The sequence below is a fragment of the Paenibacillus sp. SC116 genome, from assembly GCF_024733555.1.
In the GTDB taxonomy this organism is placed as follows: domain Bacteria; phylum Bacillota; class Bacilli; order Paenibacillales; family Paenibacillaceae; genus Paenibacillus_B.
In genome coordinates this window covers 70293-90004 of the sequence record NZ_JANIOF010000007.1, presented here as the reverse complement: position 1 = coordinate 90004, position 19712 = coordinate 70293, and the positions used below count along the sequence as shown (strand labels likewise).

Sequence of the window (19712 nt, the reverse complement as noted above, 5' to 3'; positions counted from 1 at the left end):
TATCCACATAGGAATGACCGTTGGGTTTATCCGCTAGATCTTCTACGCACATTTCACAAGCTGGACTTCCGCAACCGTAATCAAGGAGGGGTATCATTGTTCGAGACGATCAAGATTAAAGGTGCTAGAGAGCATAATTTGAAAAACGTTACGTTGGAGATTCCAAAGCATAAGTTTGTCGTGTTAACGGGGCCGTCAGGATCCGGTAAATCTACACTTGCGATGGAAACATTGCAAAAAGAGTGTCAACGACAGTATATGGAGTCAATGGGGATGATTACGGATTCTTTTACAAAGCCGAAAGTTGATTCGATCTCCGGTCTTTCTCCTTCCATAAGTGTAGGACAGCATGTGACGAATCGAAATCCGCGTTCAACCGTTGGAACCGTCACCGATATCCATCAATTTTTGCGGTTTGTTTATGCAAGAGCAGGTAAGCGTCCGTGTCCATCCTGCGGTGAAATGGTTGAACAGGCAATGGGCACTGCGGCGGAGAGCAGTATGAATGAGGAAGAAGAACGTGAGGGAATAATCTCTTGCCCTTCTTGCAGCACATCGCTCCCCAAACTTACGATGAGGCATTTTTCCTTCAATACGCCTGAAGGGGCTTGTGGAGAATGTTCAGGTCTAGGTGAAGTTGCTAGTTTAAATATTGACGCAGTCTTTGATCTGGAAAAAAGCATCCGTCAAGGTGGCGTTGTCTTCCTTAATGAAGGATTAATCGAATATTACGGCCATGTACTAGTAGCAGCTGGCAAGCATTACGGGTTCGAGTTTGATCTGGATCTTCCTCTTGGTGCTTACACAGAAGCAGCAAAGGATTTGCTTTATCACGGAGTAGAAAGTGAAGAGTTCTCTCGTCATTATCCGAGCGTTCAGCCGCCGAAGACCGTGTCTAAGGGCAAGTTCGAAGGTATTATTACAGGCATGTGGCGCAGATATAAAGATAAAGATGGCGATGCAGCAGGTGCATCCTACGGACACTCGGGCGCATTTTTCACGCAGCAGACATGTGAATCCTGTCACGGCAAAAAGTTACATGCACAAAGTCGATCGGTTCAAGTACATGGGGCATCCATTTCGGATCTGTCTAGCTGGTCCCTATCGGATGTACACCAATGGATCAGTGATTTGCCTAGTCAACTAACCGAGCAAGAGCAGATAATGCTTCAACCGGTTATGGAGGATTTGCCGAATCGGATTAAGCGGATTGTAGATGTTGGACTCAGCTATCTTTCGCTAGATCGTCAAACGATTACATTGTCAGGAGGAGAAGCACAGCGGCTTCGCCTCGCAACTTTGCTTGGTTCAGGATTAACGGGTGTGCTGTACGTATTGGATGAACCATCTAGAGGACTTCATCCGAAAGATACGGAAGGACTCATTTCCGTACTGCTGCAGCTGCGCGATATGGGAAATACGGTATTGGTCATTGAACATGATCCTGAAATGATGCGTGCTGCAGATCATGTTATTGATATGGGACCTGGTGCAGGTACACGTGGCGGTGAAGTAGTGGGTGAAGGCACGTTGGAGCAGTTAAAGGCGATCCCTGCATCGGTTACAGGCGCATATTTAAGAGAAGAGGAACTCCCATCCCCGCCGCGTAAACGTAGAAGTGGAAATGGACGCAAATTAACGATTCATAATGCTCATTTACGTAATTTGCGTCATATCGATGTTTCGTTCCCGCTTGGAGCATTATCCTCTGTAACAGGAGTTTCTGGCTCAGGAAAGTCAACATTGATGTTTGATTTGTTGGCAGAAGGCGGTATCGAGCATGCAAAACGTCCAGGCTGTGACCGTATTGAAGGTTTGGAGCATATTGGTGAGCTTATTTTGGCTGATCAATCTCCGATCGGTCGGATGCAGCGCTCCAATGTGGCGACGTATACGGATGTATTTACACAGCTTCGCAATTTATTTGCAGGGCTACCTGAGGCGAAGAAGCAGAAGCTGACATCCAAGCATTTTTCTTTCAATACAGCGGGTGGTCGCTGTGAAAATTGCCAAGGGCTAGGCGTAGTGACACTGGACATGAATTTCTTACCTGATATGGAGGTTACCTGTACAGTATGTAAAGGGCGCCGTTTCAAGGAGGAAGTACTAGCGGTCACTTATAAAGACTATTCCATTTCCGATTTGCTCGATATGTCCATTGAAGACAGCTTGGAAGTATTTGCGTCAGAGAAAAAAATCTCGAGTATGATCGAGCTATTGTGCGAAGTGGGTCTAGGCTACTTGCACTGGGGGCAATCCGTTCGAACGCTATCTGGTGGAGAAGGGCAGCGCCTGAAGCTAGCGAAAGAGCTAAGCAAGAAAACGAAGAAGCATACACTTTATTTGCTGGATGAGCCTTCGACAGGGCTCCATCCGAAGGACGCAGAGCGCCTGCTTATTTTGCTGCAAAAGCTGGTGGATGCCGACAATACAGTTATTCTCGTTGAGCATAATATGGATCTCGTTCGCGAATCCGACTGGGTTGTCGATCTAGGGCCAGAAGGCGGCGTAGCTGGTGGACAATTAATGGCTGCAGGTACACCAGAACAAGTGGCAGAGGTTGCTGATTCGCAAACGGCTGCCTTTTTAAAAGCAGCATTAAAGTAACTTTTATGAGATTAAAATACGGTTCTGAACCCGTACCTTCAACGATAGAGAGTTACTCATGCTCAAGATGAATTGTCTAATTTGGAGACGTGACATAGGAACGATTATCTTCTTCTATAGGACCATTGGATACTGCCTAGATCATTTGTTGGGTTTACATCACTCTGCAATTGATGTGTAATTGTATATAAAGAAGTTAACGCTAGGCATTAAGAAAACGGCAGGTGAGAAGATGAGTGAGCATTCCGTTACGGTTCCGAAGTCAGGCAAGACAGCTTTGGTTGTTGAAGGTGGAGGGATGAGAGGAATATTTTCCACAGGGGTGTTGGATGCTTTCATTCAGCATTCCTTCAATCCCTTCGATATATGTATTGGTGTGTCAGCTGGTGCTAACAATACAGCGGTTTATCTTGGTCAAATGTATAAGCGTAACTATAAAGTACTAACGGATTATTCTGTAAGACCTGACTTTATAAATTGGAAAAAATTCATCCGTGGCGGACATTTGATGGATCTGGACTGGTTGTGGGATACGACAACGCGGGAACTTCCTGTGCAACGGGAGCTTTTATTTAACGGCCATTCTCAATTTCTAATTGGGGTGACAGAGGTAGAGACGGGGAATCCTGTTTATCTTGAGCCCAACGCGAATAATTTAGAACAGATGTTGAAAGCTTCTAGTGCGATTCCTGTTCTTTACCGTGGGTTTGTTGAAGTGGATGGGATTCCTTATGTCGATGGCGGGGTTACTGATTCGATTCCTGTTCTGGAAGCATACCGCAGAGGAGCGAGTACGATCATGGTGATTCGTTCTAGACCACATGCGTTCACGATGCCTTCTAGTAAAGTCAATCTGCCAACTAGATGGGTGTTGCGCCGATATCCACGGCTGGTAGTTGCACTAAATAATCGGGCTAATAAGTATCAAGAAGCAATTGACTTTATGCGCAATCCGCCCGCGGATGTACGTATTATTGAGGTGAATCCTCCGGCTGAATTCAAGACGGAGCGCCTTACGAAAGATATAGAAGTGTTAGACCAAGATTATAGGCTTGGATGTAGAATTGGTGAACAGCTAGTCCGTGAATGGAAGTAACAAATGAGTCGTGTGAGTAAATAGAAGAGGTTTTGCCGCAAGTTGATGATTACTTGCAGGGCAAAGCCTCTTTTTGTGTATGGTTACGTTTCGACGGCTGTTCAATTATTGAAATCAATGAAAGTTCCTATATACATAATGTACAACTAGATACATATATTTTTCCAAATGAAGCAGGAGATTGTCGGGATATGACGAAAAATCTATATAATATTTTTATGATCCAAATTATGGATTGGAATTAAAGTGTAATGAATAGACAGAAATGCTATGGGGGGATGGCAGGAATGCGCACACAAATTTACAAGACGCTAGGGCTCAGCATAGTTGCAATGATATTGCTCGTTTTAGTCGTCTTATTCCCACGAGATTTGGATATTAGCGTGGCAGGACACGAAATACATGCCGAATATCATTTTACTTGGGAGAAGTACGCTGCCAATATTAAGACATTTTTTCATGGACTTTTTTATGAACAGACACTTGGTCCAACTCGTTTTGAAGGAGAAATGGCTGAAACGGCTGTAGCAAGAACGTTTATGAATAGTTTGGCCGTTATCGTTACCTCGTTTGTCTTAAGTATGGGCTTAGGCATTTTGAAAGGGATCTTCGATTATCAAAGCTCGGACAGAAAGACAAAATGGTTAGGCGGTATGACAACTTGGTTATTTCAGTCCATACCTGACTTTCTGCTTATATTGCTCTATCAATGGATTATCCTTACCTATTTTCCGTCTATTCGTATTTTTGCACAGGAAGGCTGGGAGGCGTGGGTATTACCTACAGTATTGCTGTCCATTTACCCTACGTTCTATATCGCTCGGATTACCTCAGCTTCTATCGCGGCACAAGAAGGACTGTTGTACATAACAGTCGCACAAGCTAAGGGATTATCTCGTACTCGGATTATGTACAAGCATGTATTGAAAAATTGTATGAGTACGATCTTAAGCCATTTATCTTCTTTATTTGTGTACATGCTATCGAACTTGTTAATTATCGAATACTTCTCAAATTTCCCAGGTGCAGCGGATCGCTTGTTTTTCGCGATTGACTATGACACCCAATTTGGAGCGGGTGCTAATTATGAGCCAGGTGTCATTATTGGGATTAGTTTCTGCTTTATGATTCTGCTTGTTGTCGCTCAACTTGTAAGTATAGTCTCCAAAAATAAAAGCGGATTGCGATGAAGGGGTGGTTGAGTTGAGAAATATACCATTATGGATCGGCGGAACGATGCTTGCCTTCCTTTTATTCGTTATGTTTGCAGGTCCTCATCTTCCATTTATAGATAAAGAGTTAACACCAGAGAAGCATCGTTGGAATGCTGATCGAACGAAGCTCACGATGCCTCCTTATAAACCATCTGAGAAAAATCCGCTCGGTTCTGATAAGGCGGGTGTCGACAATTTAAGTAAACTGATAGTGGGAGCAAAATCAACCGTCTTATTTGTGTTGGCAGTGACTTTAGTCCGATACCTCATCGCCGTACCACTAGGTTTACTTGCCCGTAAACAGAAAGGGGCGACTTATTCGGTAATTACAGGCTTGAATCAGGTTTTTTCTTACTTACCCGCACTTTTCTTTGCGGCATTGCTATTGAGTAGTCCATGGATTCAGTATGGGGATTATCGGTTGTTAAAAGTCATTACCATACTTGCTTTAATCGAAGTTTTCAGGGTAGCTTATGTTATTCAACAACAGACACATCAGTTATCGTATGAACCATATATGGAGGCGGGTACTTCTTTAGGATTAAGCGGCAAGCGTTTGGCTGTTGGCTACTATATGCCTGCATTGCTGCCAGAACTCATTATCAATTTCTGCATCGATGTAGGCAAAGTGATGCTACTTGTTGGACAGCTTGGCGTACTTAGTATTTTTCTTACGCATGACTGGATTGAAGTTGCAACGTATACGAAGAAGTTCATTAATTCGAGCTCAGATTGGATGTCTTTGTTAGGGGAGCATCGTAAAGATATTTACTACAAGAAGTTTGGCTTTGTATTCATTCCGGCGTTAGCTATTATGTACGTTATTTTGACGTTCAATATATTAGGAGAAGGCTTTAGACGTTTCTTTAGTAGACGTTCTAATGCAAGGGCTTAAGATATACGCGTAAGGAATTATGGAATCCGCTTGTATGCAAGCTTATGCTAATCTATTTGTTACGGATTCAATCGCTGTAGGGGCTTTAGCCAGAATGACATCTTCTACGAATGGAAATAGACTCACATTTAACCTGCTGCTATAACATGTTAGAATATAAGCTACTCTACAGTCGGCGGGCTATTTAGATGCTCAGTTGTTATCGGTTCTCCGTCGCTGTTAGCAGTATAGATGTAAAAGGGCAAGCAGGTGAGTAAGAAAATGAATATTTCAATTTCTATGGATATTGCTGCTCCGAAGGAAATGGTATTTGAATCGTATGTTCGTGATTCGCATGTCATGGAGTGGAGCGAGTTTGTTGTCGAGTATAAGTTTAATGAGGAAGAAGACCGTGAGCGTGTCAAAGTAGGCGCTACATATACAAGAGTGGAAGAGTATCTAGGGAGATTTGTAGACATCCAATCCAAAATTATGGAGTACGAACCGAATAGACGTGTAACTGTAAAAGGAGCATGCGAAGATTGGGAAGTATGGACGAATTTCCAATTGGAACAGCATGAGCCTGGTGTTATGCGTGTAACGCTTACCCATACGCGTGAAGTCGTTTCGTTGTGGGATCGGGTATCTTCTCTTGTCACGAGATGGGTATTGAGAAGGCAGCTGAAACAGGAATTGACTCGATTAAAAGCGTTTGTGGAGCGGCGTTATCAAAACAGCCTTAAGCCAGAAGTGCCAGAGCCAGTCGAACAGACTGAGGGCGATGAGAATTGATAGCGAGATTGAGATTACTAATAAAATAGCATTAGCAGTAGAACCTCTTACTAGATGAGACGAATTATATTTTCAACTAGTAAGGGGTTTTATTGTGTATACTTCGATCTATGAGTGGTATCATATAGGTATATTGTTCTTTTTATCCATTTTTATATACATACAATCATTAGTAGAATGGGAGATATTTTGCGTGCAAATTATTGTATCCACGGAGATTAAGGCCCCAGTAGAAAGGATATTTAAAGCACTGAATGATGAAGAAGAAATAAAACGTTGGAGCAAAATGGTTATTGGTTATATATTTGAGCGTGAAGAAGATCGTAATCAATGTTATCCCGGTCTAACGTATATCACCGTGCAGAAGCAATTCGGTCAAGTTTTAGAGGTAAAGGCTAGAATTATAGAAAGTAACTTGCCACATAAAGTAGTAGCTAGGGCGACGGTTGAAGACTACATAGTGACGATGACCTATGCATTCGATAAACAAGGTGAGGTTGTGAAAGTGACTCAGCTGCAAGAGTATGATATCCCATCGGGTAAGAACAGAATTTTATTTTTATTAACAAGCTGGATCTCTAGACTGATGCTGCAAAAAGAAATGGATCGTTTAAAGAAATATCTTGAGGCCAATTCGCATGCGGAGTAATTGGAGTCATTCATGTATTTATTACATATGGAAATACAAAAAGACTGCTCTCCTGGTATGGAAAGCAGTCTTTTTGTATTTCGCTTACAGCCTTAGCAAGGCTGGATCAAATTCAGGGACTAGCCCTTCAGCAGCAGCGCGGCTGAGCAAGGCTTCTACAGCGTTAAAGCCATCCTCACCTAGATCAGCGGTAAAGCTGTTCACATAGAGATCGATATGTGCTTGCGCTACTTCAGGCGACAGTTCTTGAGCATACTGCATGACATATTCACGTGATGCTTCGGGGTGTGCCCATGCATGTTGTACAGAAGCGCGCACCCAATTAGAGATGGCTTGCAGGTCGAGCGAACGTCGAGCAATAATTGCTCCGAGTGGGATTGGCAGCTTCGTATCTGCCTCCCACCAATTTCCGAGATCGACTAACATGGATAGTCCGTAGTTCGGGTAGGTAAATCGTGCCTCATGGATAACGAGGCCTGCATCGATATGGCCGTCACGTACGGCAGGCATAATCTCATGGAATGGCATTACGACGATCTCTCCAACGCCCCCTGGCACATGCTTCGCTGCCCATAGTCGGAACAGCAAATACGCAGTAGATCGCTCGCTTGGCACGGCAACACGGCGTCCTGTTAGCTGAGCAGGATCATTGTTTTCACCAGCTTGTCCTTTCGTAAGAACGAGTGGTCCGCATCCTCTTCCTAAGGCACCGCCACACGGTAGCAAGGCATATTCTTTGAGTACCCATGGCAGTGCGGCATATGAGATTTTAAGAATATCTAGGTCATTCTCACGTGTAGCCAGTTCATTCGTGATATTAATATCCGCATACGTGACATCCAACTGCGGAGCATCAGGGACAAGTCCATGTGCCCATGCGTGGAATACGAACGTATCGTTCGGACATGGTGAATAGGCAATTTTCATCGGAGTACCTCCTTCAAAATGGAGCTTGCGGCTTGCAGCGCTGCTAATGCATCACCGATTCGCCATGCCTCCCGATCACGAGGGCCGATCGGGTTCGAAACCGAGCGCAGCTCAAGCACGGGAATCCCGCTTTGCTGAGCAGCAACGGCAACGCCATAGCCTTCCATCGCTTCGGCTGCGGCTTCAGGAATGCGCTGCGCTAATGCCGCGGCAGTCTCGGCTGTGCCTGTAACGGTTGACAGCGTAAGCACTGGTGCAAGTGCAACCGTCTGCTCTGCAGCTCGCAGCGCCGTCGTTAGTCGGCTCGCTAGTTCTGTCTCTACGGCGACAGAGGTGGAGCCAAAGCCGAGTTCGTCCACGCGGCGGAAGCCTTCAGCCGTCTCTGCACCGAGATCGGCCGCGATAATTTCGCTCGCTACGACGAGTGTGCCAACCGCGGCGCGTCCTGCGAATCCCCCGGCTATGCCCGCACTGACAACCAAGTCATAGTTGCCTCGTGCCAAGTTGGTCGCGGTACTTGCCGCTGCGGAAGCCGGCCCGACACCGCCCGCGATTACCTCGAAGCGGCTGTCGCCATCGAGTCCGCGCAGGACAGCGTCCTTTTCAACGTCGACAGCGGTGACGATGAGGATGCGCTGGTAGTTGCTATCGCTATTATGTTCAATCATCGGATTAGCTCCTTTATTCTTTCATATCACGTTTATAAATGTATGTTGTTACATATAGATTAAGGTAATAGGTAGTATCATTATATATAATGCCGATTGTAGGACGCAATGCGTTATGCTGTTATAGCGTGCGCCGAGAACTGACAACAACGCGTAACGTACAATAAAAAACCGATACTGTCGCTCATCTGAGAGCTGTACGGTATCGGTCGATCAGAATGTGTAGTTAGTCCTATGAGAGGACTGCTCTTTCATTTATTAACGTTTTCCTCGTGAGCTGCTACTGCTGCCGCTGCTCTTACTACTGCTTTTGCTTCCGCTGTTAAAACTGCTGCTCGAAGAAGATTTTTTTGAAGATTTATTATCATTCTTGTACTTCGTTTGTTTCGTCTTAGATGATTGCTTATCTTTTTTCTTTTTATCTTTATTATTTTTACTATCCTTACTTTTCTTGTTTTTGCTACTGCTGCTAGAACTATCGTAATCGTAGTCATCTTCCTCTTCGCTGTTGTAGTCGTCGTAGTCTTCTTCTTCAAGTGCCATCTTAGCTGCTCTTTTTTCCATATCCTTTAACACATTTTGTCGTGAATGGGTTACCATCGCTTTTTGAGATGAGGTAAGAGCAATTTTGTGATACTTTTGATATTGCTGTTCCCATTGTTTTTTTGGTACGTATTTTTCCTTGAAAGCTAAAATTTCTTTACTATACTGACCAGCATATCCAACAGGAATCCGATAAAGGAATTCCTTCGCTTTAGTGATGGATCCTTCTGCTTTGCTTTTCATTGCTAATAAATATAAGACAATAGCATGTTCCGCAAAATCTTCGTCATTTTCATAATGGGTTAAAGCGTAGTTGTAGTCACCATCTGCTGCGTAGCTCCAAGCCTTACAATTACGTTCCTCTTCTTCCATTTCGAGAAGAACATGTTTCATTTTAGGATACTTTTCTACTAATTGTTGAATTTCTGCTTTTTTCTTGTCTGCTTCATAATTCAGGTAGCATTCATCTTCTGTTAAATAGGTTCGGTATTCTTTCCTAAGTTTTTCGATACGATAGATGACGAGTACTTCGCTTCGTTTTGCTGCAACAGCATCTTTAAAATACATATTGTGATATTGATCAAATGCTTCTAAATAACGTTTAGCTTCGTAATGTGCATCAGCAGCTTTTTTTCCCGCTATAGAATCTTTGATGTGGTAATAGTTGAGAAAAAAGTTTGGCTCAAATGTATTGAGCATTTTCTCCGCCTCATCATATTTACCTGCTCTTACTAAGTCTTCGACATGTCTATACTGTTCGCCCGTGGCGATAATTTTTTCCGGTTTCTTTGGCTCTTTAACTTCCTCATCTTCAAGAGTAAACAATCCGAAGATCCATAGGATGAGCAGTAGAATAAATAAATAGACCCATTTCATGATGTAAGCCTGCCTTTAATTCAGAATATCTTTTTCAATTGTTGTTATATAAAGTATGAATTCTATCCTGCTTGTTAAATAAGCTTAAAGCTTATCGACGTCCTCCACGTGAACTTCCGCCACTGCTGCGACTGTAACTTCCACCGCTGCTTCTATAGCTGCCGCTCCTGCTATAACTGCTTCTGCTGCTACGACTGCTGCTTCTGTAGCTGCTCTTGCCTGTACTTCTGCTACTTCCTTTATAGCTGCTTCCGCTGCCACTTGAACGGCTGCTGTTCTTGTTGTGGGTGTTTTTACTGTCGATTCTGTAGCCGCTATTGCTTCGGCCTTTGTTAGGTATAGAGTTAGCTATCATAGCTTCTTCATAGGAGCTAAAGGCTAGTTTATGATACTTGTTATACTGCTTTTTCCATTGGCTTTTCGGTATGTATTTCTTCTTATAGGTAAGAATTTTTTCATAATAAGGGCCATTATAATCTGCCGGTATACGATATAGGAACGACTCCATCGATGAAGGATATCCAAGCATTTCACTTTGCAAAGCTAGAATGTATAGAACAACAGCATGAGTAGAATAGTTCTCTATTTTTTCAAAATAGGATAACGCTTCGTTATAGTCACCGATTTTAACAGCATCCATAGCTTTGGCTTGGAGGAAGCAGTTGCTTCGCTGTTGTTCAAGATTTGAAGGACTGTATTTTATATTAGGGTGAGATATAGAGATCAAATTTATTTTGAAAATCGCACTTTCGACGTCTTGGCAAAATCCGGATTGTTGTGCTTTTATAATTTTCTTTTTCAGATCCTCAACCCGATATTGTGCTAGGTTTTTACTTCTTTTTACTACGAGTTCATCCTTGATTAGCATTTGATCATATTGAATAAATGCTTCGGCATAGCGCTTGGCTTCGTAGTGTTTGTCCGCTTCTTTTTTTCGTGAAATAGAAGTTTCTAAATCGATATAACGAGTCGATTGAGTTTGGCTGATTGATGTAAGAAGCTGCTCGCCTTTATCCCATTGTCCAGATTTCAACAACGTCTCTACTTGATTGAGTTTCTTGTCATTGGATTGTATACAACCAGACAGTACTCCCATCATTATCAACATAACTAAAACTGTCCATAATGCTGCCCGTTTCATCTGTCAGACCGTCCTTTAAAAATCAGGGTAATTTTCACAATATTTCGCTCCTAATTCGGCATTATTTACCTATATCCATTATCGTAGTCTACACTTGCAGTAGATCGATGTACAGGTAGATTATGGGGATGTTGACAAGTGGGAACGAGATTGATCATAATAAAACTATCATTGAAAATCATTATCATTTGCAATCTCACGCAATCCATTACGCTTATATCCAAATGAGGAGGGCATCACATGGAGTACAGATTGGAAAAGGACACACTAGGCGAAGTAAAGGTACCTGCTGATAAGCTTTGGGGAGCGCAAACACAGCGCAGCTTTGAGAATTTCAACATTGGTACAGAACAGATGCCTAAGCCATTAATTCGTATGTTTGCGATTTTGAAAAAGAGTGCTGCTCTAGCAAATGAAGAGTTGGGCAAGTTGGATAGTGAAAAAGCCAACGCTATCGTTGCAGCGGCTGATGAAGTGATCGCTGGGAACTGGGGTGAGCATTTCCCGCTTGTCGTATGGCAGACAGGCAGCGGTACACAAAGCAATATGAATGTAAATGAAGTGATTGCACACCGTGCGAATCAATTGCTAGAAGAGAGCGGAAGCACACTTCGTGTCCACCCGAATGATGATGTTAACAAATCACAAAGCTCCAATGACACGTTCCCAACAGCGATGCATATGGCGGCGCTAGTCGCTGTGGAAGAGGAACTGTTGCCTTCTATTTATAAACTGAAAGAAACGCTTCTTCAAAAAAGCCAACAATTTGAATCTATCATTAAAATAGGACGTACTCATTTGCAGGATGCAACACCATTGACACTTGGTCAGGAAATTAGCGGTTGGCATCGAATGCTGGAGAAAAGCGAGCGCATGATCAGTGAGAGTGCTTCTTCTTTAAGCGAGCTGGCAATCGGTGGAACAGCTGTAGGTACGGGAATTAACGCGCATCCGCGATTCGGGGATATGGTTGCAGAGCAAATAAGCCAACAGACAGGGAAGGCATTCACATCGGCAAGCAACAAGTTCCATGCGTTGACAAGCCATGATGAACTGGTATACGTGCACGGCGCGCTTAAAGCGCTTGCAGCCGACCTGATGAAAATTGCGAATGATGTTAGATGGCTCTCCAGCGGACCTCGCAGTGGCCTTGGTGAAATTCGCATTCCTGAAAATGAACCGGGCAGTTCCATTATGCCGGGCAAAGTGAACCCGACGCAGAGTGAAGCATTAACGATGGTCGTGTGTCAGGTGATGGGGAATGATGCTACGATTGGCTTTGCAGCCAGCCAAGGCAACTTTGAACTGAACGTATTTAAGCCGGTTATCATTTATAACTTCTTGCAATCTAGTAGATTGTTGGCAGATGCTATCGTATCGTTCAACGATAACTGTGCGGTAGGGATTGAGCCGAATGTAGACGTAATTAAAAGTCACCTTGATCGTTCATTGATGCTTGTGACTGCTTTGAATCCACATATCGGGTATGAAAATGCAGCTGCTGTTGCTAAATTAGCGCATAAAGAGGGGCTGACGCTGAAAGAAGCGGCATTGCGCTCTAACTTACTGACGGAAGAGAAGTTCGACGAAGTTGTCCGACCTGAGCTGATGATCCATCCGAAGGCATAAATTTTTTATACATTAGTAAAGAGGAAAGAGGCGAGTATTCTGTGGTTCATAGAATCTCGCTTTTTTATTGAGTGATATTTGGAAAGTATTAAATTCTATATACGCCTTCAACATGAATGACCTGACGACAGAATGTTTCATCATAGGACAAACAGTTGAAGGTACGCGGTATTTCGATGCATATGTTCAACGAGCTGCATCTAAGCGATAGGTGTACCGTTTGGAAGGGGAGTGTCAGGCTTAAGCAGGACTACATCGCCTTCACCGGGAACGCCACCTAAGACGAGAACTTCAGACTTAAAGCCAGCAATGCGCCTTGGAGGAAAGTTCACGACTGCAACAACTTGATTCCCGATGAGCTGTTCTGGTTCATAGCGGTGGGTAATTTGGGCTGATGATTGCTTAATACCAAGCTGGCCGAAGTCGATCATCAACTTAATAGCAGGCACGCGTGCCTCAAGAAAGATATCGGCTTGGATAATGGTGCCGATGCGAATGTCTAGCTTTGTAAAGTCTTCTATTGTCGCCATGATATCCTCCTATAGAAAGTTCTCGACGTTTGCTCAAAAGGTGTCATTTGTTTGCATGAATAATTTGGAAGAGGTATAATAAAGTATATTAAGGAGCCGTGTGGTGACGGCTCCTACGTACAACAGCCGCCACAGGGCGGTGGCTTATAAGGTGCAGCAATAGACCGCATTCCTTGGTTGGGGGCGGTCTATTTCTTTGTGTGTTGGATAATGACAACGATGATAGCAATAATGAGCGTCAGCAGTGCAATAAGCAGCATACCGAAGTCAATTACTAATCCTAGTGCGTCATGTACCTTCACAAGGCATCACCTCCCTTCCGGGAGATTAGCCGACCGCCCTTGTAGCCTTACTATTGTACAGGGAGATTATAGCATATGCATATCAGATTAGGAACATAAGTTCTTGTGATTGCGGCGATAGAACTAGATGAGTTCAATTCGGCCCGTCCAAACGACATCATTGATAGAATTCGCAATGTGTTTCATAAATATCGAACAGCGCCCAATAACCCAATAAGAGATTCGTTCTCGTTTAGTTATGACAAGAATGTTACCTTTCATTTGTAAATAATTTTGTTAAAGCGCTTACACTTGGGCCCTGTAACGTTTATTTAGATTACTAACATGTAATAATTTGTATTGATCATTAAATCGATGCAGGTTATTATCAGGATAAGCCATTGTCCAGTAATTGTTAATCTCATCGAAAGGGGATCAAGAAGCTAACATAGGAGACTTACTACAACCTACAACATTTAATCGCGAAGGAGAATCTACATATGAAGAGAAAGCTCGTCATTGGCTTATCTATGATGCTATCATTAAGTCTTCTTATACCAGCATTCCAACCGACAGGTTATGCAGAGCAAGGAAGTGAAACTGCTCGAACGTTGTATCTCAAGACAGGTCAAATTGACCTGAGGGAAACTTCGCTTCCGCAAGAAATGCTTCATGAATCCTCACAATCCCCCAAAATGTACATTGTCCAGTTCAAGGACGTGATTACGAATGAATCAAAACAATTACTTACACAGCAAGGCGTCGAAATTGGTGATTACCTCCCGGATTTTGCTTACCTCGTTCGCATGACAGATGGACAGGCAAGTCAACTCTCCACTAGCAACCTCGTATACAGTGTTACCCGCTATCAACCTACCTGGAAGGAAGGAACGTTTGCTTCCACCGACAGCATCCCGAATCAATTTGTCATATCCACCTTCAAAGGCAGTGAAGCACGTGCAGCTGCATTTATCCAATCGATTGCTCCTCAACAACTGACCGTCAACAAAGGTGTCATCGAGGCTACTTTGACGGACGCGCACATTCAAGCTCTCATCCAGACAGAAGATGTAACCTTTGTTGAACCGAAACTACAAACCGATGTGACGAATGACTATATCGCAGCTCAGGTAAAAGCCTCTACCCCTAGTGGGATGTGGAGCCGTGGCTTAACAGGCACAGGACAAGTCGTCGCAGTTGCCGATACTGGCTTGGATACCGGTAATCTTTCTACCATGCATGCAGATTTCCAAGGTCAACTGCAAACTACTCCAATTGCTGTCGCTACACCTGGAAACTGGTCTGACTTAGATGGGCATGGGACCCATGTGGCTGGTACTGTACTAGGTTCTGGTGCTCTGTCAAATGGGCAGTATAAAGGAATCGCACCAGGTGCGAAGTTGGTATTTCAAGCAGTTGGCTGTGGACGCAGCATTTGTCCTGGAGACTTGAGAACCCTATTCGGGCAGGCCCAAAGCAATGGCGCCAGTATACACACGAATTCGTGGGGAGCACCTGTTAATACTTATAACAGCTTTGCTGCTCAAGTAGATGAGTACACATTCGCTAATAAAAAATTTAATGTCTTATTCGCCGCAGGTAACTCTGGTAGTGGTGCCAATACGGTGGCTACACCAGCGACCTCGAAAAACTCTATTTCGGTAGCGAATATGCTTAAAACGTCAAATGGCATGTCACCTACATCTAGCCGAGGGTATGCTTTTGATGGACGAGTGAAGCCGGATCTTGCCGTAACAGGCAGCGGCATTATTTCACCGCGTTCTTCACTTTCCAATCGACCAGCTGTTCCAAATGCAAATTATACGACGATGTCTGGTACCTCGATGGCTACTCCTGCTGTAGCGGGTGCAGCCGCAATCGTGCGACAACATTTTGTAAATGTGAAACAAGTCGATCCGACTTCTGCACTAATTAAAGCGACGCTGATTAACGGTGCTAAAGATGTTGGTTTTGGCTGGGGCAGCCGTGAAACAGGATGGGGGCAAGTTGATTTAGAATCTTCCTTGTACCCAACGAATGGCATCAAAGCACAACACGAAGATCACACAACGGGCATTCAGACAGGTGAAGAAAAGACCTACACCCTGACAGTAGGCGCAGGTCAGCCGCTAAAGATTTCGACAGTATGGACAGATTATCAAGCCGCTGTTCAATCCTCGAAGGCACTTGTTAATGATCTTGATCTCGAAGTTACTTCCCCAACAGGAGAAGTATTTAAAGGAAACTGCTTTGTAAGCAACAATGCAAGCTCGAGCTGCGCAGCTTTTGACCGTATTAACAATGTAGAAAATGTTTATTTCAATACGGCAGCGGCGGGTACTTATACGATTCGAATCAAAGGCTACAACATTCCTCAAGCAGCACAGCCATTTGCGCTTGTTGTTTCTGGCAGCAATGCAGCACTGAGTGCGGGCGGCGTGACACAGCCGGTGGACCTACAAGCCCCTACTAATTTACAAGTGACCGCTAAAACGAAAAATAGCGTAACCTTGTCATGGAATGATCCAAATCCTCATGCAAGTGCACCAATCTATGAAGTCTACATTGGCAACCAGCTAGTAGCTACTTCACCAACCACATCTGCTGTCATTAATCAATTGCAGGCAGGTACGGCATACAGCTTTACCGTTAAGGTGAGAGCTGGAACTCTCTTATCCCCCAATAGTATTCCTGTCCAGGTTACCATTGAAACAGGTCCTAATCCTGAGCCAGTTGCGTCACCGTGGAAAGCAGGACAGCAGTACAAAGTAAATGATCTCGTTACTTATGGCAATGTTACATATCGTGCCCGCCAAGCCCATTTATCGTTAGTAGGATGGGAGCCACCTAATGTTCCTGCCTTGTGGAGTAAAGTGAGTTAATTGCGTGTAATGACCACTTTAAGATAGCAACGTTTATGTTCATTCTATGTTAGCGGAAGATTACTGAAAGCAGGCAATGGCTGAATGGATTCGATAGGATTCGTCTTCTAGTGTTATATTAAAAAAACAAGCATCCCTGTTATCACTACTTCATAGTGCAAGGGGGTGCTTGTTTTCATTTTGGTAGTAAGTTTCATCATTTTTGTTACTTAAATAGAACGTTGTCCAATAAATGTTGAGTCCCATTTCGTATGATAGAAGCTAATGAATCTACCTGATATGCTCTTATTTCTTTATCGAAATAAGTCGTAATTAAGGATTTTTAGCAGTGTAACAACTACCTAATTCCTTTATACATAAGGGTTATCGATGAAACAAAATTAATTTGATAAAACCTATTGCTAAAGTGAGAAATAACAGGTATGATTCTAAACAAGCTATAGCCCATAAAATGGTTTTTGTGGAAAGGTGGTGGATTGAAAAGTTTCTGAATTGATTCTATCGTTTCATAGTTGTTCCATTTTGCTGCATTCAAATTTAATATGATGGAGGTATGTGTATGAAAAGAAAGTTTGCTATGGGTCTATCGATTGCACTTACACTGAGCCTGTTTGCTCCCGTGTTCCAGTCAAATGGTTTTGCCGCCGAACCAAGTCCCACTCTCTCTCGTACTCTATATTTGAAGACAGGAGATGTGAATCTTCAAGACCTCCCTCAGCAGAAAAGTTTGAGCGAACATGCCCAATCGAATGAAGCAGCGTTGTATGTCGTTCAATTCAAGGATGTAATTACACAAGCATCCAAAGAACTTCTAAGCAAGAATGGAGCAACCATCGGTGATTATTTGCCGGACTTTGCTTACCTCGTACGAATTAATGGTCAACAAGCGCAGCAAATTGCTGCAAACGACCTCGTATACAGCGTTACACCTTTCCAAGCAGATTGGAAGGTCGGCACGTTAACTACCCCAGACAGCATCCCGAATGAATATGTTATCTCCACATTCCCAGGCAGTGAATCAAGAATTGCTTCCCTTATCAATCCTACCGCTCCACAAGATGTTCGTGTATACGATGGCAGCATTGAAGCTACGTTGACCGATCAACAAGTATACGCCTTGCTTCAAGATAAAGATATTACCTTTATCGAAACAAAGCTTCGTTACGAAACGTCGAATGAGTTTATTAATCAACAAATCGGTACTTCCACACCAGTTACAGGCGTGTGGGCAAAAGGCTTGACTGGCGCAGGGCAAATTGTTGCCGTTGGTGACAGTGGGCTAGACTCCGGTAATGTGTCTACGGTTCACCAAGACTTTACGGGTCAGCTTCATGTAACTCCAATTGCAAAAGCGATCCCAGGTAACTGGTCCGATCCTGGTGGGCACGGTACGCACGTAGCGGGAACAGTACTCGGTACAGGTAAACAGTCGAGTGGAAAATACAAGGGTGTCGCTCCAGGTGCGAAGCTTGTACTGCAAGCGCTCGGCACAGGTGGAGGAGGCATTAACCCTGGTGATGTAAGACAACTGTTCGCTGAAGCTGAAGCGCTAGGTGCCAAAATTCATACGAACTCATGGGGAGCTTCCTCGAACTCCTACAATACCAACGCTCAACGAGTGGATGAGTATACATTCAAGAACAAATACTTCAACGTCCTGTTCGCAGCAGGCAACTCGGGAAGCTTTGGTAACAACACCATTGCAACTCCAGGTACTTCGAAGAATGCCATTACTGTAGGCAGCTTGGCCAAGACAGCTCCTAACTCCATTGCCTCTTACTCCAGCCGCGGCTTTACCTTCGATGGTCGTACGAAGCCAGATGTTGTTGTAACGGGTACAAGCATTATTTCTCCTCGCTCTACGATTTCAACCCTTACAGGTAATCCGAATCAGCACTATGCAACGCTATCAGGTACTTCGATGGCTACTCCTGCAGTAGCAGGTTCAGCTGCTCTTGTTCGTCAATATTTCAACACTGTGAAAAAGATTGATCCTACAGCTGCGCTTGTAAAAGCTACCCTCATTAATGGTGCTCAAGATGTTGGCTATGGTTGGGGCAGCCGTGAAACAGGTTGGGGACGTGTCAATTTGGAAGCGACACTCTACCCGACGAACGTAACGGCTCAGCATGAAGATCATACAGCGGGTCTAAGTACGGGTAATGTTGCTACTTATACAGTAGATGTAGCGAGTGGTCAGCCACTCAAAATTTCTACGGTATGGTCAGATTTCCAAGCTGCTGTATCCACTACGAAAGCACTTGTAAATGACCTAGACCTTGAAGTTGTTTCTCCATCTGGCCAAGTGTACAAAGGAAACTGCTTTGTAAGCAACACGGCTAGCACAAGCTGCGCTTCGTTCGATCGTGCGAACAACGTTGAAAATGTATACTTCAATACATCGGAAGCGGGCAAGTACACGATTCGCGTTAAAGCGTACAACGTTCCACAATCGACACAACCATTCGCACTAGTTGTATCAGGTAAAAATGCTGCTCTCACAAAAGGCGGCAGTGCTCCTGTAGAAGGCCCGTTGGCTGCGCCAACGAATTTGACGGCTACACCAGATGCTGCTGGTGGTGTAGTATTATCATGGACAGATCCGAACAATCATGCTGCACCAGTTTCCTATGAAATCTATAACGATACGCAGCAAATAGGTGCGTCTTCTTCACCAACATTAATTATTAATCAGGGATTAGTAGAAGGGGCCACATATACGTTCTCTGTCAAAGTAAGGAACAGTCAAAATGTTCTTTCACCTGCCAGTAACGTCGTGACATTTATCGCCCAACCGGTTGAAGAACCAGAAGATGAACTGGATGATGAACTGAAACAACTACCAGTGAAAGATTTGAAATAGGGACATACTGGGAAGTTCCTTGAACTGTATTCAAATTCTAACGTGTAATTGACAGCAAGCTCTGTTCGTTGAACCATCTTCTGTGGGTGCGAACAGGGCTTGTTGTTATATTTTTTTTGAATATTGGTCAAATTACTGGA

The 19712-nt window shown here is 43.8% G+C and carries 15 protein-coding genes; 9 read left to right on the top strand and 6 right to left on the bottom strand.

All coding sequences use genetic code 11. The features are described 5' to 3' along the window. The first annotated feature begins 96 nt into the window (after window positions 1–96). The 6 genes from uvrA to NQ117_RS21780 all read left to right on the top strand — a co-directional run bounded on the left by uvrA (window position 97) and on the right by NQ117_RS21780 (window position 7232). Entirely contained in the window at window positions 97–2607 is a 2511-nt protein-coding gene (gene uvrA, locus NQ117_RS21805) for an excinuclease ABC subunit UvrA (protein ID WP_258280128.1), read from the top strand. Between the two features lie 232 nt (window positions 2608–2839). Then, on the top strand, window positions 2840–3703 hold the full coding sequence (locus tag NQ117_RS21800) for a patatin-like phospholipase family protein (RefSeq protein ID WP_258280127.1): 864 nt from the start codon (window positions 2840–2842) through the stop codon (window positions 3701–3703). A gap of 287 nt (window positions 3704–3990) precedes the next feature. Beyond that, window positions 3991–4893 carry an ABC transporter permease subunit gene (locus tag NQ117_RS21795; RefSeq protein WP_258280126.1) on the top strand — a complete coding sequence of 301 codons (903 nt, stop codon included), beginning with the start codon at window positions 3991–3993 and terminating at the stop codon, window positions 4891–4893. A 13-nt stretch (window positions 4894–4906) separates the two neighbouring features. Then, window positions 4907–5812: an ABC transporter permease subunit gene (locus tag NQ117_RS21790; RefSeq protein ID WP_375163112.1), complete on the top strand. Its 906-nt coding sequence runs from the start codon at window positions 4907–4909 to the stop codon at window positions 5810–5812. A gap of 261 nt (window positions 5813–6073) precedes the next feature. Then, the gene (locus NQ117_RS21785) at window positions 6074–6583 is read left to right on the top strand and encodes an SRPBCC family protein (RefSeq protein ID WP_258280124.1); all 510 of its coding nucleotides are present in this window, start codon (window positions 6074–6076) and stop codon (window positions 6581–6583) included. 193 nt (window positions 6584–6776) lie between these two features. After that, the gene (locus NQ117_RS21780) at window positions 6777–7232 is read left to right on the top strand and encodes an SRPBCC family protein (RefSeq protein WP_258280123.1); all 456 of its coding nucleotides are present in this window, start codon (window positions 6777–6779) and stop codon (window positions 7230–7232) included. A gap of 84 nt (window positions 7233–7316) precedes the next feature. On the opposite strand, the gene NQ117_RS21775 is transcribed toward NQ117_RS21780, so the two are convergent. The 4 genes from NQ117_RS21775 to NQ117_RS21760 all read right to left on the bottom strand — a co-directional run bounded on the left by NQ117_RS21775 (window position 7317) and on the right by NQ117_RS21760 (window position 11387). Next, the gene (locus tag NQ117_RS21775) at window positions 7317–8159 is read right to left on the bottom strand and encodes a 1,4-dihydroxy-6-naphtoate synthase (protein ID WP_258280122.1); all 843 of its coding nucleotides are present in this window, start codon (window positions 8157–8159) and stop codon (window positions 7317–7319) included. Then, window positions 8156–8827, bottom strand: coding sequence for a futalosine hydrolase (locus NQ117_RS21770; protein ID WP_258280121.1), 672 nt, complete (start codon window positions 8825–8827; stop codon window positions 8156–8158). The genes NQ117_RS21775 and NQ117_RS21770 overlap by 4 nt, the downstream gene beginning before the upstream one ends. Before the next feature lie 258 nt (window positions 8828–9085). Further along, window positions 9086–10246: a hypothetical protein gene (locus NQ117_RS21765; protein WP_258280120.1), complete on the bottom strand. Its 1161-nt coding sequence runs from the start codon at window positions 10244–10246 to the stop codon at window positions 9086–9088. 91 nt (window positions 10247–10337) lie between these two features. Beyond that, window positions 10338–11387 carry a hypothetical protein gene (locus NQ117_RS21760; protein WP_258280119.1) on the bottom strand — a complete coding sequence of 350 codons (1050 nt, stop codon included), beginning with the start codon at window positions 11385–11387 and terminating at the stop codon, window positions 10338–10340. A gap of 240 nt (window positions 11388–11627) precedes the next feature. Here NQ117_RS21760 and fumC point away from each other — a divergent pair, with 240 nt between their 5' ends. Then, on the top strand, window positions 11628–13016 hold the full coding sequence (gene fumC, locus NQ117_RS21755; protein WP_258280118.1) for a class II fumarate hydratase: 1389 nt from the start codon (window positions 11628–11630) through the stop codon (window positions 13014–13016). Window positions 13017–13216: 200 nt separating this feature from the next. On the opposite strand, the gene csaA is transcribed toward fumC, so the two are convergent. Next, window positions 13217–13546 carry a chaperone CsaA gene (csaA, locus tag NQ117_RS21750; protein WP_258280117.1) on the bottom strand — a complete coding sequence of 110 codons (330 nt, stop codon included), beginning with the start codon at window positions 13544–13546 and terminating at the stop codon, window positions 13217–13219. Between the two features lie 188 nt (window positions 13547–13734). After that, window positions 13735–13848: a putative holin-like toxin gene (locus tag NQ117_RS21745; RefSeq protein ID WP_258280116.1), complete on the bottom strand. Its 114-nt coding sequence runs from the start codon at window positions 13846–13848 to the stop codon at window positions 13735–13737. 479 nt (window positions 13849–14327) lie between these two features. Between NQ117_RS21745 and NQ117_RS21740 the strand changes: the two genes are divergently transcribed. After that, window positions 14328–16709, top strand: a complete 2382-nt coding sequence (locus NQ117_RS21740; RefSeq protein ID WP_258280115.1) for a S8 family serine peptidase — start codon at window positions 14328–14330, stop codon at window positions 16707–16709. Window positions 16710–17268: 559 nt separating this feature from the next. After that, window positions 17269–19572, top strand: coding sequence for a S8 family serine peptidase (locus tag NQ117_RS21735; RefSeq protein ID WP_258280114.1), 2304 nt, complete (start codon window positions 17269–17271; stop codon window positions 19570–19572). The last annotated feature ends 140 nt before the right edge of the window (window positions 19573–19712 follow it).

Excerpts from the sequence above, each read along its gene's own strand:
- NQ117_RS21800 (WP_258280127.1), top strand. The coding sequence starts at position 2,840 with ATGAGTGAGCATTCCGTTACGGTTCCGAAGTCAGGCAAGACAGCTTTG.
- NQ117_RS21795 (WP_258280126.1), top strand. The coding sequence starts at position 3,991 with ATGCGCACACAAATTTACAAGACGCTAGGGCTCAGCATAGTTGCAATG.
- NQ117_RS21785 (WP_258280124.1), top strand. The coding sequence starts at position 6,074 with ATGAATATTTCAATTTCTATGGATATTGCTGCTCCGAAGGAAATGGTA.
- NQ117_RS21775 (WP_258280122.1), bottom strand. The coding sequence starts at position 8,159 with ATGAAAATTGCCTATTCACCATGTCCGAACGATACGTTCGTATTCCAC.
- NQ117_RS21770 (WP_258280121.1), bottom strand. The coding sequence starts at position 8,827 with ATGATTGAACATAATAGCGATAGCAACTACCAGCGCATCCTCATCGTC.
- NQ117_RS21765 (WP_258280120.1), bottom strand. The coding sequence starts at position 10,246 with ATGAAATGGGTCTATTTATTTATTCTACTGCTCATCCTATGGATCTTC.
- NQ117_RS21760 (WP_258280119.1), bottom strand. The coding sequence starts at position 11,387 with ATGAAACGGGCAGCATTATGGACAGTTTTAGTTATGTTGATAATGATG.
- fumC (WP_258280118.1), top strand. The coding sequence starts at position 11,628 with ATGGAGTACAGATTGGAAAAGGACACACTAGGCGAAGTAAAGGTACCT.
- csaA (WP_258280117.1), bottom strand. The coding sequence starts at position 13,546 with ATGGCGACAATAGAAGACTTTACAAAGCTAGACATTCGCATCGGCACC.
- NQ117_RS21740 (WP_258280115.1), top strand. The coding sequence starts at position 14,328 with ATGAAGAGAAAGCTCGTCATTGGCTTATCTATGATGCTATCATTAAGT.
- NQ117_RS21735 (WP_258280114.1), top strand. The coding sequence starts at position 17,269 with ATGAAAAGAAAGTTTGCTATGGGTCTATCGATTGCACTTACACTGAGC.